Genomic DNA, 14,212 nt, shown 5'->3' on the forward strand with positions numbered 1-14,212 from the left:
ACCACTCAAGGATTACTCTGCGGTGGCAACCACCGGAGTCTCGCGACCAGCCTTCTTGGCCGCGCGACGACTCTTGCGATCGGTGCCGGCTGCCTTCTTGTCTTCGCGACGTTCCTTGGCTCCCTCAACGAGGTAGTACAGAACGGGAAGTACCACGAGGGTGAGAACTGTCGAGGAGACGAGCCCACCGATCACGATGATGGCGAGCGGTTGCGAAATGAAGCCGCCCTGGCCTGTGACACCAATGCCCAGCGGAAGGAGCGCGAAGATCGTGGCCGCAGCGGTCATCAGGATGGGACGAAGTCGACGCGATGCACCCTCGATGATGGCTTCGCGAGCACGCATGCCCTTCACGCGGTACTGGTTGATGAGGTCGACGAGCACGATGGCATTCGTCACGACGATACCGATGAGCATGAGCACACCGATGAGCGAAGCGACACCGAGCGGGATGCCCGAGATCACCTGAAGCGCAATGGCACCGGTTGCCGCGAAGGGCACCGAGACCAGCAGCAGCAACGGCTGGCGCAGGCTCTTGAAGGTTGCCACCATTACGACGTACACGATGAGAATTGCGACCAGGAGCGCGAGGCCAAGCTGCTGGAACGCATCCGTCTGCTCGGTCGCGACACCACCCAGTTCAGCCGAAGCGCCCGCGGGCAATTCTGCTTCGTCAACAGCGGCAGCAACCAGAGCGGATGCCGTTCCTACGTCGTCACTGCTCGGCGTCACGCTCAGGGTCGCACTGCGTACGCCCTTCACCGAGGTGATGCTCGCGGGGCCGTCGTCAACGGACACTGTGGCGACATCCGTCAGCGGGATGAGTCCGGTGGCACCCGGGATCTCGAAGTCTTCCAACTCTTCAATCGTGGTGGGCGCAAGGTCATTGAGAATGTAAATCGAGAGCGTTGATTCGTCAATGACGGCACTACCGACCGCATTCGGGTTCATCGCACCGGTGACAATTCCACCGACTGCAATTTCGCTCAGTCCGACCTTCGCCGCTTTGTCACGGTCAACAACGATCGAGATGAACGGCTGCTGTTCCGACAGGTTGCTGGTGGCTTCAGCAACGATGTCGAGATCGCGCACCTGCTCGAGCAGGGCATCCGATGCTTCACGCAGTTCGGAATCGCTGGTAGCGGTGAGGTTGATCTCGATGTCACTCGATGCGAAACCACTGGATGCGGCGGCAAGCGTGATCTCACCGGCATCCTCGATGTCAGCTACAGCCTCGCGCACGTCTTCTTGCAGCTCGGTCTGATCGAGGTCGGGGTCGGTGGTGAGCGAGAATGCGTTCGCTCCGCTGCCAGTGAACGCGGCCCGCAGCGAGCCGCCGCTGGAACCGATGGAGAGCTGCACGGTCTCGATGCCGTCGAGGTCCATGAGAACCGCTTCAACCTTCTTGGCGGCTTCGTCGCGAGCTTCGAGGCTGGCACCGAGCGGCAGGGTTTGGTTGACCGTCAGAGTGTTTTGTCCGCTGTCGCCAATGAAGTTGGTCTTCATGAACGGCACGAGTGCCACTGTTCCACCGAGCAGGAGAACAGCCGTCATGAGTGTGGCAACGGGGCGCTTGAGCGTCCACTTGATCACGGGCAGGTAGCCACGCTGCAGGGTGTTGGTCTTCTCTTCCTGAGGCATACCCGCTGCGTGCGCGTGCTCCACAGCGTCTTCGGTGTGGCGCGGCACAGCCTTGTTGCCGAGGAACCAGTAGGCGAGCACCGGCACGATCGTGAGCGACACGAAGAGTGATGCGGCGAGCGCGATGGCGGTCGTCAACGCGAACGGGCGGAACAGCTCTCCCGTGATGTCGCCGACAAGAGCGAGCGGCAAGAACACCGCGATGGTCGTCACGGTGGATGCCGTGATGGCTCCCGCAACTTCTTTCACCGCGGCCTGAATGGCCTGAAGCTTGGGCTCCCCCATTGAGACGTGTCTCTTGATGTTCTCGATGACCACAATCGAGTCATCCACCACTCGACCAATCGAGATCGTGAGGGCTCCGAGGGTGATGATGTTGAGGGTGTAACCCGAGACCTGCATACCGATAAAGGTGATGAGAACGGATGCCGGAATCGAGATCGCGGTCACCAGCGTCGATCGAATCGACAGCAAGAACACCAGGATCACGATCACGGCGAAGACAAGACCGAGCAATCCCTCGGTGGTGAGGCTGTCGATCGATTCTTGGATGAAGGGGGCCTGGTCGAAGACGACCGTGAACTCGGTGTTGTTGCCGAGGGCACTCTCGAGGTCGGGGATCGCTTCAAGAACGGCTTGCGACACAGCGACGGTGTTGCCCGCGGGGCTCTTCGTGATCGCGATCGTGAGCGAAGGCTCACCATCAACGCGCGAGATTCCGGTGGCGGGATCGTCGATGACGTCGACGGTGGCTACGTCTGAGATGGTGACGACGTCGGTGTTCGAACCGCCGAGCAACGGTAGTTCGGCAATGCCGTCTGCCGTCGTGATGCGCTGACCCGCCTGCACCGTGAGGGTCTGACCGTCTTCGGTGATCTCACCGGCCGGCAACAGCACGCCGTTGTCATCGAGCGCAGAAATGATGTCCTGATTGTTCAGTCCGTTGATGAACAGTTCGTCTTGGTCGGGAGTGATAACCAGGCGCTGAGTAGACGTGCCCAGCAGGCTTGCGTCACTGACGCCATCCAACTTATTGAGTTCAACCAGAGTGGATGCTTCGAGCTTGCTGGAGAGCTCGAGAGGGTCGAGGTCGCTCGAGACTGCGATCTGCACGACCGGAAGATCGGTGAAGTTGAAGGTGAAAACTTGAGTGTCGGCGGAGTCGGGAAGCTGGCCGGAGATGCGGTTGATGGCGAGCTGAATCTTCTGCTCGGCAGTGGCTATATTGGTGCCGTATGCGAAGGATGCCGAAATGTTGGCGAAGTTCGAGTTCGAGGTTGCGGTCGTCGACTCAAGCCCCTCAACACCCTGGATGGCGGCCTCGAGCGGGCCTGCCAAGTCCTTATCGACAACCGCCGGAGATGCGCCCGGGTAGGTCGAGACGATGAAGATCTGCGGCAGAGATAGCGACGGAATGAGCTCTTGCTTGAGCGACGTCAAAGCAACGCCACCGAAGATTCCGATAACGATCGTCACGAGCGCGATGAGGGCTCGGTTACGCAGGGAGAAGACAGAAAGCAGATGCACGAGGGAACTTTCGTTGCTGTTAAACGCGGGCGCGGTCGCAAAAACCACTTCTTGGTTAGGTCAATTCTCTCAGCACGCTCAGTATTCCGCGTACTCTCGCGAGATTACATCTGCGTTAAAGGTGCGAAGCCGAAACGACGCTCTCTCCGTCGTGAGGTTTAGACCACGTTGGCGAATTCACTGCTCGCTGGCGAGAACGGATGCCGCATCACCGTCGACCACGCTGCGGCGAGCGCCGAGACGCCCTGTTCCAGGTCGGCGGCGCCCCCGCTGAAGGGAATGCGCAGGAAGCGTTCGAAGGCGCCATCCATACCGAACCGCGGACCGGCCGCGATCACGAGCCCTTCGTTGCGGGCGGCGAGCACGAGCTGCGAGCTGACGGGTTGGCCGAGGCCGATCCACGCGGTCATTCCGCCGGGGGTGTGCGGCACCTGCCAGGACGGCAGTTGCTCGGCGAGCAGAGCGGAGAGGTGCTCGCGGCCAGCGCGCAGGGAGGTGCGGCGAGCATCCAGAATCGACGGGAAGGTTTCAAGGATGTTCGTGACAACTAGTTGTTCGAGCAGGGGCGTGCCGAGGTCACCGGCGGAGCGAGCACGAACGAGTTGGCGGATGGTGGCGCGGTCGGCGCGGATCCAGCCCGTGCGCAAACCGCCCCACACTGTCTTGCCGACCGAACCCACGGAGATCGCGTTGCCGTGAGCGGCGAAGGGCAAGCGGATGCCGTTGCCATCCAAGTCGAGTTCGGCCATTGTCTCGTCGGCGATGACTGCGGTGCCGTGGCGTTCCGCGAGGGTCAGTATTTTTTCGCGAAGCTCTTCGGGCATCGACTGACCGGTCGGGTTGTGGAAGTCAGGCATGAGGTACGCGAGCGAGGGGCTCGTGCGCTGGATAGCCTGCTCAACAGCGATGGCATCCCAGCCGGTTTCGGTCGAGACTCCCACCGGCACGAGTCGCGCGCCAGCTGCCCGGAGCGCGTCGAGGGCGTGCGGGTAGCTCGGGTTTTCCATGAGGGCACGGTCACCGCGCGACATAAGGGTGCGCGAGATCAGGGCGATGGCGTGCTGGGCGCCGAGAGTCACCATGATTTGGTTGGGGCTTGTCGGCAGACCGCGGTCGGCATAGCGCTGAGCGATTGCCTCACGCAGCACCGGGATCCCTACCGGGTCGAAGCCCGACTCCCCCAGATAGGCCGGCAGTTGTTCGGCGGCATGGCGGGATGCCTCAATCACCTCGGGAGCGGCCGAAATGGTCGACTTGCTGAAATCGAGCATCTGCGGGGCCGCGGAATCAGGGATCAGGCTTGCGCGATGCGGCAACTGGGCAACACTGCCCGAGCCCCGCGTGCTCTCGACGTAACCGCCCTCACGCAGCGCCGAATAGGCCGCCGTCACCGTGGTGCGGCTCACGCCGAGAGCGAGCGCCAACTCGCGCTCGGCTGGCAGGCGCGTCGAGGTCAGAATGCGGCCATCCATGATGAGAAGTCGGATGCGGTCAGAGACGGCCAGATAGGCAGCGTTCGATCCACTCGCACGCCACTCGCCCATCATCACGACCAATGCGCGGGCAGAAAGGCTATTCATGAGGCCACAATACCGCGATTGGCCCCTTGTTCCGAGTCCAATTCCGTAATTGGATACTTACATGACTCCCCGCCTCACCATGACACGACGCATCGTTCAGCTCGGCATCGGCCTGTTCCTCTACGGCTTCGCCATTGCTCTGATGATTCGCGCCGAGGTTGGAGTTGGCCCGTGGGATGTACTCGGTCAAGGCGTCTCGCTCACCACCGGCATCCCCTTTGGGTTTGTTACCAACATCATTGGCCTTGTGGTGTTGCTGCTGTGGATCCCGATCCGCCAGAAGCCCGGCATCGGAACAGTCTTCAACGTGGCGCTCGTCGGACCGAGTGCCCAACTCGGGCTCTGGATGCTGCCCGAGATTGAGGGACTCGCCCTGCGCATCCTCGTGTTTGCCGCCGGCCTGCTGCTGCTCGGAATTGCGACCGGCCTCTACCTCGGGGCACGCTTTGGGCCCGGCCCGCGCGATGGCCTCATGACGGGCATCCACCACCGCTACGGTGGCAAGATTTGGGTCGTGCGCAGCAGCATTGAACTTGTCGTGTTGAGCATCGGGGCGTTCCTCGGTGGCGACCTCGGCTGGGGCACCCTCGCGTTCGCACTCCTGATCGGGCCCATCGTGCATGTCACTATTCCGCGACTCATGGTGCCGGCCGCCGTCTCTGGCGAGAGCGTGGAGACGCCGGAGCCGAGCCCCGACGTCACCGTTCCGTAGCGGCGCCGCACCCGCGCAGCGCGAGCACCCCGCAACCCGCCGCAACCCGCCCACGTGCGACAGATCAGCGGCGCGGACTAGCTCCAGCGTGTGGCCGCAAATGCAACCATGGCCGCGCGTACGAACTCGGCACCCGCCTGCCCTCCGTAATTACGAGCGAAGCGGGGATCAGCGACATACATCTCGGCAAGCCCGAGGTAATACTCCCGGGGCGGCCCCGCTTTTCCTTCGCTCGGAGTGCCGGGGATGCCGACAAGCGCGTCGAACTGACGCTGTGCGAGCACCTGAGCGGAGTCGCTCTCGGGGTCGGTGCCTTGCTCGTCCGCAGCGGCCCAGTCGTCCGCCAGCTGCTTCTGCGCCGCAACGAACGCAGCTTGGTCGGCCGCGCTCATCGCCTTCCACCAGGTGTTACTCGCCGCATACGAGTCAGCGCCCCAGCGCTGCTCGACTTCGTCCTTATGGGCGGTGTGGTCGAATCCGTCGAACATTTCTTCAGCCATGAGTGGCTCTCCTTCTGCGAGTTTGTGGATGGTGGTGCTCACCGATGCAATGAGCCGATCGATGCGCTGCTTCTCGCTTTCGAGCAGGCGCACATGGTCTCTGAGCGCAGCCGTGTCATCCCGTTGTCCGGCGAGAACCTCGGCAATGGCCGGAAGGCCGAGCCCGAGTTCGCGCAACAGCAGAATGCGTTGAAGGCGAGCGAGAGCATCCGCGTCGTAATAGCGGTAGCCATTGGTGCCGACCCGGCTTGGTGTGAGCAGCCCGATGTCGTCGTAGTGCCGCAGCGTGCGCGATGTCGTGCCCGTGATGCGGGCGACGTCGTTGATCGAACGCTCGGCGAGCGGTGGGGTGTCGTGTGCCATACCTCGACGGTAGAGGTTGACGTTACGTCAATGTCAAGCGCGCGACGCTATTCGGTGAATTTCACCGGAACGTAGACATCCTGCACCCGGTCATTGAGCGCGGTGTGGTCGTTGCGGGTGAAGATGCCGCACTCGTTCGTGATGCAGTCAGCGTCTTCGCCTTGCGGGTCACCGAGCTCGAGGTAGGCCGTGAAAGTGCCGGTCGCGGTGTCGTCATAACTGCGAGCACCGAAGAGTCGCCACGCCCAGTCGGCGTTGATCCAGTTGCTGGGGGCCCACTGCACGGTGCCTTCGGCCACGTTTTCTTGCTGCTGCGACGGCACTCCGCCGATGCAGGGCCCTGGCTTGCCTGCGGGCGTTTCGGGGATGACGCACACGGCAACGTACACACCCTGCGTGCCGTCGTAGCCGGTTCCCGTCACGACCACCCGTTCGTCACGAACGAGTGCTTCGGTGTCGATGGGTTCGCCGTTTTCACCGGCGACGCTGAGCGTGCGGGTTCGTCCGTCATCACCCTCGGCGGTGACAGAGAGCGGCCATTCGCCAGCCGTGAGTTCTTGGTTCGATTGACCCGCGCTCTCGTGCGTGAGAATCGGCACGACGATGATGGCGATGGGAACGAGCAACACCACAACTACGGCGAGCACGATCCACGGCCAACGGCGGCGGCGCGCAGCAGTTCGGGTCATGGCTTCAGTCTAGGACTGCGCGCATGGCGCGGGGCAGCGCCCGCTTGCCATAGGGTGACTGTATAGGCAGTACAGACCCGAGAACTGGCACTTGGAAGGCAGCGCATGATCCGTGAACTCGCTGCCGTTGCCGTTGGCGGTGCTATCGGCACCGGAATGCGGTTCGCCCTCGATCTTGCCTTCACCACCGACGATGGGCTGTTTCCCCTCTCCACTCTGATCGCCAATATTGTTGGCAGTTTCGTGCTGGCACTCGTCGTCGCCGAGCTGTGGACACCAGCCCCGGTCTGGGCCCGTGCCGGCCTAGGCGCCGGTCTTCTCGGTTCCTTCACTACCTTCTCCGCACTTGCCGTCGCCGTCGCGCAACTCATTGGTGCCGACCAGCTCATCCCTGCCCTCATCTACCTCGCCGCCACCATGGTGCTCGGACTCGCCGCGGCCGCACTGGGCCTGCGCCTCGGTTTCGCTCGCGCACGCCGTCCTGACTTGGTGAACGAATGACCGCGGGCGTGGTGTTTGCGATCCTGGGCGCCGGAGCCGCCGGGGCCGTCTTGCGCTACCTCACCGCACGCGCGTTTGTTCCGAACAAGCGGTTCCCGTGGGCCGTGCTCGTCGTCAACGTCATCGGTTCTGCCCTCGGCGGCACCTTGGCTGGCATGGCGCACATTGGCACGATCGACCCCAACCTCGAGCTCGTGCTGCTCACCGGACTCTGCGGCGGACTCACCACCTTCAGCACCCTCAGCGTTGAAACAATGCAGATCGCCACCATGAAGCGACTCCAGACCGCCGTCGCTAGCGTTGCCGCCAACCTCGTGCTCGGCATCGGCGTCGCCGCCGCGACCTACTTCGGCCTCATCGCGCTCGCGACTTAGCCTCATCACTCGGCTGCGTCGCCAGTGGGGTTTAACCCGCCGCTCAGGCGTCGCGAACAGCCGCCACGAAAGCACGAATCAGTGCGGGATCCTTCACGCCTCGGCTCACTTCGACGCCGCTCGACACATCAACGCCTCCCGGCTGCATGATGCCGACAAGCTCGGCCACATTCTGCGGGGTGAGGCCACCGGCCAGAATCCAAAAGCCGTCAGGCGCAGCATCCGACAGCAGGGTGGGATCAAACGCTGCTCCGCCGCCCGGCGTCACCGCGTCGATCAGCAATCGGTCATCGGCGCGCAGTACTCCGTCACGACTGAGTCGGCGGTAATCATCGATAGACAGCGCGCGGATGGTGCCGAAGCCCTCTGCCCGCAGCCGGTCAAACTCTGCCTCAGTCTCGTCACCGTGCAACTGCACTGTCGCTACCCCTGCAGCGCTCGCGGTGCGGAGCACCGTCTCGATCGGCTGGTTGCGAAAGACGCCAACCGTTTCCAGCGTGGACGGCAAGCCCGCGATGAGGGAACGCGCGTGCTCGGCACTGACCTCACGGGGGCTGCCGGGAGCGAAAACGAACCCGATCGCGTCGGCGCCGCTGTCGGCGACTGCCGCTGTGGCATCCGCAGTGCTGATGCCACAGATCTTCACGAAACGATGAGTCATCCGGCAGAGGCTCCTGGCGAGCAGAGAACAAGCGCTGCCGACGAGTGCCCGCCGACGCAGGCTTTCTGCAAATCGTGCGTCGCGAGGTACGACGTGAGGAAACCAGCAGCGAAGGCGTCACCGGCACCCGTGAGGTCGCGCACGGCGGGCACCGGAGGCACCGCCACGGTGAGCGGCTCACTGCCGGGCTGGTGCACGATCGTGGGATCGGCACCCGCTTTGGTGACGATGATCGTGTCGGTCAAGCGCGCTGCATTGGTGCCCGGTTTTCCGTCGACGACCACATCGAGGCACGCCATTTCGCTCTGGTTGCCGATGAGGAAATCGGGAGCCAGATCGACCATCAGGTCAAGGAAGCGGTCGATGCCGTACTGGGCGAGCATCCCCGTGGAAGAGACATCGATTGACACCAGAATGCCCCTTCTCTTTGCGCGACGGATGACGTCGATCACTGTATCGCCGACAGGGGCCCCGTTGAAGGAGTAGGCCGACACGTGCAGCAGCTCAAGCCCGTCGAGCCACTCATCAGGCACCTCGTCGAGCATCGTCGCCGCAGCTCGGTTCGGCAGCATGCTGCGTTCGCCGTCTTGATCGATCAGGATGATGACGGTGCCGGTGACGTGCTTGCGCTGCACGCGCACGTCAACGCCTTCCGCTTCCAAGTCCTGCACGAGGGCGGTGCCGAGGTTGTCGTTTCCGACGCAGCCGATGAACCGGGTCGGACCGAGACGGCCAGCAAAGCTCGCTACGTTTGCCCCGCTTCCGCCACGAGTGTGGAAGATTTCGGCTTCGGTGTCGGTGCCGTGGCGGAGTGGCTCCGAGAGCCACACCACGACGTCCTCAACGAGATCGCCAATGATGCCGAGCACGTGTTCGCTCGCCGCTAGCGCGTGAGCGCCGTGGCGACGAGTCCACCGAGCGAGACGTTGCCGCGGTAAACCTCGACGTTGACATCCAGGCTGACGCCCTTGGTGTCCTTCTGGATGAAGTCGAGCAAGAACGGGGTTGAGGCGTTGCCGCTGATGCCCTGCTTCTCGGCTTCGGCCCATGCCCGGGCGAGGATGTCGTCGAGCTGCTCCGGCGGAAGCTGCTTGTCGGCGGCGACGGGGTTGGCCAGCAACACCGACTGCGGCAGGCCGAGTTCATCGCGTGCGGTGACAACGGCGGCGACCTCTTCGGGAGTGTCGACCGAGTAGCCGATGCTGAAGCCTGAGTCAGTGACATAGAAGCCCGGGTACTTGGTGGTGCCGTAGCCGATGACCGGGATGTTGAGGGTCTCGAAGCGTTCGAGGGTTGCGGGGATGTCGAGAATCGACTTCACTCCGGCGCTGATCACGAGGATCGGGATTTGCGCGAGCGTGGTCATGTCGGCCGACTCGTCGAAAGTTTCGGAGGCACCGTGGTGAACGCCACCGAGGCCGCCGGTGGAGAAGACCTTCACGCCAGCATGGTGGGCGAGGAACGCGGTTGCTGCGACGGTGGTGCCACCGTGGATGCCGAGCGCGCGAACAACAGGAAGGTCGCGAAGGCTGGCCTTGGCAATCTTGTCGGTGTTGGAAAGTTCAGTGATCTGTTCGGTGCTGAGGCCGACAGTCGGCACACCGTTGAAGACACCGATCGTGGCGGGCGTGACGCCCTGCGCGCGAAGACCGGCTTCGGCTTCAAGAGCAACGTCGAGGTTGCGCGGGCGAGGAAGGCCGTGGGTGAAGATCGTGGATTCGAGAGCGACAACGGGGCGGTTCTCGCGCACCGCATCTTGCACTTCTTGGGAAACGTGGATGACGGGTTCAGACATAGTCAATCTCTTTCTTCGCTGTGCTCTTCACTGATGCTCGGCCGGAGGCGTACCTCTCTCCCCACCGTAACCAGTCGATTGCCAAGAATCCAGAAAGAGTCACGAGAGTTTCGATAGGTTTAACCTATGCGAATCACACTGCGGCAAGTGGAGATCTTTGTCGCCGTGGCCGAGTTCGGGCATTTCGGCCGCGCAGCCGAAGCTCTTCACATCTCCCAGCCAACAGTGAGCCAAGAAGTCACTCGGCTGGAGCGCGCGCTGGAGGTCGCACTGCTCGACCGGTCCGGGCGATCAGCCACACTCACTCTGGCAGGCGAAGCGATGGCCGCCGAGGGCAAGAAGCTGCTCGCTCACGCAACTCAAGTCGTGCTCGATGTGAAGCTGCACGAACCGAGCCGCCTGCGCACCGTGCGCGTGGTGGCGTCTCCGAGCATCGTGAATCGGCTGCTCCCCGCCGTGATCAGCAAAGCCGAACAGTCACTTGCATCCACTCGCATCGAAGACATCCTCGTCGACACCGGCGGCGTCTCCGCCCACCTCGTCGCCGAACAAGCAGATATCGGACTCGGCCGTTTTCTCGACACCATGGACGGGTACAGCGTTGAGGTGCTCGCCGAAGAACAAGTCTTCGTCGCGATCAGCCGCAAACACCCCCTGGCGGATGCCGCCCATCTCGAACTCCCCGAGCTCGGCGACCTTCCCCTGCTGTTGTGGCCGCGCGAACAGAATCCCGCCTACTTCGACTACTTGCTCGAGATCTGCACCTCGCGTGGGCTGAGCCCGCTGCTTCTGGTGAGCCCGCCCCGAATTGTGGGTTCGCGGCTCTATCTGCTCTCGGAGTCGCGCGCGTTCTCGCTTGTCTCCGCCGCTCTCATCGGCCACCTGCCCGAGGATCTCGTTGCCATTCCGCTGGCCCGTCCGGCAACACTGCCCCTCGAAATGCAGTGGCGCACGAGCGACAGCCGGCCTCAGCTTGCCGCACTTCGCGCACTCATTCGCGACGTGGCATCCGCTGGCTAGCGACGCCCGCGTTTCGCTAGTGCCCGCTGCGGGCATTCCCACCGCGGCCAGTGTCGCTCAACGTTTTGGCCAGCTCCACGGTGGCTCATCGAGCATTCCTTGGCCCTCGATCCCGGTTTCGCCGTCGCTCTTGGTGAGGTGAATCTCGTTCGCTCCGCCGCGCACTAGGCCGTCGACGAGCGCAGAGGCATGAGACACAACCACGATTTGGGTAGCGCGAGCTGCCGCCTCGATAAGGTCGGCGAGCGGCTCAAGAAGCCGGGGGTGCAGGCTTGTCTCCGGCTCGTTCAGGACGAGCAATGAGGGTGGGGTCGGTGACAGAAGGGCCGCCACGAGCATAAGAAAACGAAGCGTACCGTCGGACAATTCGTGGGTATCAAGCGGCCTTAAGAGACCAGGTTGTTCCATCACAAGCGAGAAGAGCCCGTCGCGCGATTGCACCCGCACCGAGGCGCCGTCGAAAGCCCGCTCAATCGTGCGGTCGAGCAGCGCCCCATCACCGAATTCACGAATGGTCTGAACCGCAGCGGCAAGATCGACACCGCTGTGGCTCAACACCGGAGTGTTTGTGCCGAGCTGCGGCAGGCGAACCGGCGCATCGGGGTCGGTCCGAAAGTGGTCGTAGAACCGCCACGACCCCAAGCTGCTGCGAACTGTGAGCATTTCTGGCGCCAGCCCCGGATCGGCGAAGGATGCCACCATGCTCTCAGTGGGGCGCAGTCGGTAGTCGTGCGCGATCCATTCGCCCCCGGCATCCCGCACTCGAACAGCACCATTGCGTCGTTCGCTCAGCGCGGTAGCGGGCCGCAACACTGCGCCGCTGAACACTGACTCCGCTTTGATCTCGGGATCGCGGGAGAACATCGTGCGCTGGTCAGTAGGCAACCCGAAATCGACTGCATACCCAAATTCGGTGCCGGCGTAGCCCAGCTTGAGCGCCACGACATCTTTGCGCACCGTGCCTTGCACGGGATGCCCCGAGCGCCTCAAAGCTGCGGCACCCGCTTCGGGGCCAGCCCACAGCATCGACTGCACACCGCCCTCGCGCGCCAGCGCAGCAATCGCACCACTCTGCCCCACTTCGGAGAGCAACCGCAGGCTGCGATACACACTCGACTTACCGACGCCGTTCGCGCCCGAAATGACCGTCAATCCACCAAGCGGCATAACGAGATGCCGCAGGGAACGAAACCCCTCGATCGCCAGCGTCGTAATCATGCCGCGAGTTTAGCCACGGCGGCTGTCATTGCTGTGACGCCTTGGGCTCGCGCTAGCGCCCGTTTTTCATGGCTTGAATCTTGCTGAGCGTCGCGATGGCCTGGCGGGCGATCATCCGCCCCGCACGGTTGGCACCGATAGTGGATGCCTGCGGCCCGTATCCGGCGAAGAAGATGCGAGGGTCTTTCCACGCCACGCCCTGCCCGACGGCCACGCCACCCTCTTTCTCGCGCAGTTTCAGCGGAGCAAGGTGGCGCAGTTCGGGGCGGAACCCGGTTGACCAAATAATGGCATCCGCCTGCTGGAAGGCGCCGTCTTTCCAGCGCACCCCACCGGGTTCGATGCTCGAAAACATGGGGCGCGGCGTCAAAACGCCACGCTCAATTCCGGCTTGGATGCGGCGGGTGCGCGGAACGCCCGTGCCACTGACAATGCTGGGGAGGGCTCGGCCCGCCCTCGCCGCCTCATCCTGCACCAGCACAGCTTCTTTGCGCGCTTCAAGGTTGAGGCCGCCGTCTTCGAGGAAGTCGATGGGGCGACGGCTCACCCAGGTGAGGTTGCTGGCGATGTTTTCGAGTTCGAGCAGGAACCCGATCGCTGACGTTCCTCCGCCGACCACGACAACACTCTGGTCGGTGAACTCGCGGGCGCTGCGGTATTCGCTCGTGTGAAGGTGGCGGCCCTCAAACGACTTGAGCCCCGGGTACCACGGAATAAACGGTGCACCCCAGGTGCCCGTGGCGTTGATGACGAGCATCGTGCTGACAGTTTTTGTTTCTTCGCCATCGAGAGTGAAGGTCACGTTCAGATGTTCGCCGAGGTTATCGACGGCGATGACATCCGCATTGCGCACGACCTGCAGTCCGTAGTGCTCTTCATACGCGCGGTAGTAGTCGGCGACAACTTTCTTGGCCGGCATGTGTTTGTCGGCGGTCTCAAAGCTGAGCCCCAGCTCGTCGAGACCGGGAAGATCATTGATGCGGTGGGCGGAACCAATGCGCAACGCTTCCCAACGGAATTGCCACGCGCCCCCCGTATTGGGGCCGCGGTCGAGGAGCACAAAGTCGTTGCCGGGGTCGAGGCCAAGTCGCCGCAAATAGTAGGCAACAGAGAGGCCCGCTTGGCCAGCACCAATAACGACAACAGAGGTGTCGGTTTCAGTGGTGGATGTCACGGGCTAACGTTACCCGTGAACACCCCACCTGTGCACCGCCCACGAAGACCTTTCTGTCCATCGTGCTAAACTTCAGGTTAGTTTTCATCCATCCCTGTTCGCTCGTTCGCTGGCCACCGTCAGTGCACCGGGACAGAAGCATGAGGGGGTCTCGAATGGGACGCGGCCGTCAAAAGGCAAAGCACACCAAGGTTGCTCGGGATTTGAAGTACTTCAGCCCAGACACCAACTATGGTGCACTCGCTCGCGAGTTGAGCGGGTCAGAAAGCGCTGCTCCGGTGTCGGAAGACAGCGAAAAGTGGCCGGAGTACTCCGCTGGTAGTTCCTACAGCGACGAATACGACGTTGAAGAAGATGACGAGGACGACGAGGAAACTCGTAGCGCCTAATTACGCACCTTCTGCACACGAGGCGAGCACCAGACCCTCCGGGGTCGGATGCTCGCCTCGTGCGTTAA

At 62.9% G+C, this 14,212-nt stretch carries 14 protein-coding genes; 5 read left to right on the forward strand and 9 right to left on the reverse strand.

Annotated features, from left to right (window positions below):
• Nucleotides 1–12: 12 nt before the first annotated feature.
• Together I6E52_RS07085 and I6E52_RS07090 are read right to left on the reverse strand one after the other, a co-directional pair.
• Complete coding sequence (locus I6E52_RS07085; protein WP_197155771.1) at nucleotides 13–3,168, reverse strand: efflux RND transporter permease subunit; 3,156 nt, start codon at nucleotides 3,166–3,168, stop codon at nucleotides 13–15.
• 158 nt (nucleotides 3,169–3,326) lie between these two features.
• Complete coding sequence (locus I6E52_RS07090; RefSeq protein ID WP_197155773.1) at nucleotides 3,327–4,748, reverse strand: PLP-dependent aminotransferase family protein; 1,422 nt, start codon at nucleotides 4,746–4,748, stop codon at nucleotides 3,327–3,329.
• A 61-nt stretch (nucleotides 4,749–4,809) separates the two neighbouring features.
• On the opposite strand from I6E52_RS07090, the gene I6E52_RS07095 reads away from it, so the two are divergent.
• Entirely contained in the window at nucleotides 4,810–5,460 is a 651-nt protein-coding gene (locus tag I6E52_RS07095) for a YitT family protein (protein ID WP_197155775.1), read from the forward strand.
• 77 nt (nucleotides 5,461–5,537) lie between these two features.
• Here I6E52_RS07095 and I6E52_RS07100 read toward each other — a convergent pair whose 3' ends face one another.
• Nucleotides 5,538–6,323: a MerR family transcriptional regulator gene (locus tag I6E52_RS07100; protein ID WP_197155777.1), complete on the reverse strand. Its 786-nt coding sequence runs from the start codon at nucleotides 6,321–6,323 to the stop codon at nucleotides 5,538–5,540.
• Nucleotides 6,324–6,370: 47 nt separating this feature from the next.
• Entirely contained in the window at nucleotides 6,371–7,012 is a 642-nt protein-coding gene (locus tag I6E52_RS07105; protein WP_197122766.1) for a hypothetical protein, read from the reverse strand.
• Between the two features lie 105 nt (nucleotides 7,013–7,117).
• On the opposite strand from I6E52_RS07105, the gene I6E52_RS07110 reads away from it, so the two are divergent.
• Both I6E52_RS07110 and I6E52_RS07115 read left to right on the forward strand, forming a co-directional pair.
• On the forward strand, nucleotides 7,118–7,513 hold the full coding sequence (locus I6E52_RS07110) for a CrcB family protein (RefSeq protein ID WP_197155779.1): 396 nt from the start codon (nucleotides 7,118–7,120) through the stop codon (nucleotides 7,511–7,513).
• A complete protein-coding gene (locus I6E52_RS07115) occupies nucleotides 7,510–7,887 on the forward strand; it encodes a CrcB family protein (protein WP_197106620.1) in 378 nt (125 codons plus the stop codon). The genes I6E52_RS07110 and I6E52_RS07115 overlap by 4 nt, the downstream gene beginning before the upstream one ends.
• A 43-nt stretch (nucleotides 7,888–7,930) precedes the next feature.
• Here the strand turns inward: I6E52_RS07115 and I6E52_RS07120 are convergent, their stop codons facing one another.
• Genes I6E52_RS07120 through I6E52_RS07130 form a run of 3 tightly spaced genes read right to left on the reverse strand, consistent with a single transcriptional unit; the run spans nucleotide 7,931 to nucleotide 10,343 of the window.
• Nucleotides 7,931–8,548, reverse strand: a complete 618-nt coding sequence (locus tag I6E52_RS07120; protein WP_197155782.1) for a phosphoribosylanthranilate isomerase — start codon at nucleotides 8,546–8,548, stop codon at nucleotides 7,931–7,933.
• Complete coding sequence (locus I6E52_RS07125) at nucleotides 8,545–9,417, reverse strand: PfkB family carbohydrate kinase (RefSeq protein WP_197155784.1); 873 nt, start codon at nucleotides 9,415–9,417, stop codon at nucleotides 8,545–8,547. The genes I6E52_RS07120 and I6E52_RS07125 overlap by 4 nt, the downstream gene beginning before the upstream one ends.
• A gap of 14 nt (nucleotides 9,418–9,431) precedes the next feature.
• Complete coding sequence (locus I6E52_RS07130; protein WP_197155788.1) at nucleotides 9,432–10,343, reverse strand: pseudouridine-5'-phosphate glycosidase; 912 nt, start codon at nucleotides 10,341–10,343, stop codon at nucleotides 9,432–9,434.
• A gap of 126 nt (nucleotides 10,344–10,469) precedes the next feature.
• On the opposite strand from I6E52_RS07130, the gene I6E52_RS07135 reads away from it, so the two are divergent.
• Complete coding sequence (locus I6E52_RS07135; RefSeq protein ID WP_197155790.1) at nucleotides 10,470–11,363, forward strand: LysR family transcriptional regulator; 894 nt, start codon at nucleotides 10,470–10,472, stop codon at nucleotides 11,361–11,363.
• Between the two features lie 57 nt (nucleotides 11,364–11,420).
• Here the strand turns inward: I6E52_RS07135 and I6E52_RS07140 are convergent, their stop codons facing one another.
• Both I6E52_RS07140 and I6E52_RS07145 read right to left on the reverse strand, forming a co-directional pair.
• Nucleotides 11,421–12,581: an AAA family ATPase gene (locus I6E52_RS07140; protein ID WP_197155792.1), complete on the reverse strand. Its 1,161-nt coding sequence runs from the start codon at nucleotides 12,579–12,581 to the stop codon at nucleotides 11,421–11,423.
• A gap of 52 nt (nucleotides 12,582–12,633) precedes the next feature.
• A complete protein-coding gene (locus I6E52_RS07145) occupies nucleotides 12,634–13,755 on the reverse strand; it encodes an NAD(P)-binding domain-containing protein (protein ID WP_197122750.1) in 1,122 nt (373 codons plus the stop codon).
• Between the two features lie 155 nt (nucleotides 13,756–13,910).
• On the opposite strand from I6E52_RS07145, the gene I6E52_RS07150 reads away from it, so the two are divergent.
• Nucleotides 13,911–14,144 (forward strand): DUF3073 domain-containing protein, encoded by a 234-nt coding sequence (locus I6E52_RS07150; RefSeq protein ID WP_197106626.1) that lies wholly within the window; start codon nucleotides 13,911–13,913, stop codon nucleotides 14,142–14,144.
• Nucleotides 14,145–14,212: the final 68 nt, after the last annotated feature.

This window comes from Salinibacterium sp. NG253, assembly GCF_015864945.1.
In the GTDB taxonomy this organism is placed as follows: domain Bacteria; phylum Actinomycetota; class Actinomycetes; order Actinomycetales; family Microbacteriaceae; genus Rhodoglobus.

Excerpts from the sequence above, each read along its gene's own strand:
- I6E52_RS07115 (WP_197106620.1), top strand. The coding sequence starts at position 7,510 with ATGACCGCGGGCGTGGTGTTTGCGATCCTGGGCGCCGGAGCCGCCGGG.
- I6E52_RS07105 (WP_197122766.1), bottom strand. The coding sequence starts at position 7,012 with ATGACCCGAACTGCTGCGCGCCGCCGCCGTTGGCCGTGGATCGTGCTC.
- I6E52_RS07140 (WP_197155792.1), bottom strand. The coding sequence starts at position 12,581 with ATGATTACGACGCTGGCGATCGAGGGGTTTCGTTCCCTGCGGCATCTC.
- I6E52_RS07135 (WP_197155790.1), top strand. The coding sequence starts at position 10,470 with ATGCGAATCACACTGCGGCAAGTGGAGATCTTTGTCGCCGTGGCCGAG.
- I6E52_RS07095 (WP_197155775.1), top strand. The coding sequence starts at position 4,810 with ATGACTCCCCGCCTCACCATGACACGACGCATCGTTCAGCTCGGCATC.
- I6E52_RS07120 (WP_197155782.1), bottom strand. The coding sequence starts at position 8,548 with ATGACTCATCGTTTCGTGAAGATCTGTGGCATCAGCACTGCGGATGCC.
- I6E52_RS07150 (WP_197106626.1), top strand. The coding sequence starts at position 13,911 with ATGGGACGCGGCCGTCAAAAGGCAAAGCACACCAAGGTTGCTCGGGAT.
- I6E52_RS07090 (WP_197155773.1), bottom strand. The coding sequence starts at position 4,748 with ATGAATAGCCTTTCTGCCCGCGCATTGGTCGTGATGATGGGCGAGTGG.
- I6E52_RS07110 (WP_197155779.1), top strand. The coding sequence starts at position 7,118 with ATGATCCGTGAACTCGCTGCCGTTGCCGTTGGCGGTGCTATCGGCACC.
- I6E52_RS07100 (WP_197155777.1), bottom strand. The coding sequence starts at position 6,323 with ATGGCACACGACACCCCACCGCTCGCCGAGCGTTCGATCAACGACGTC.
- I6E52_RS07130 (WP_197155788.1), bottom strand. The coding sequence starts at position 10,343 with ATGTCTGAACCCGTCATCCACGTTTCCCAAGAAGTGCAAGATGCGGTG.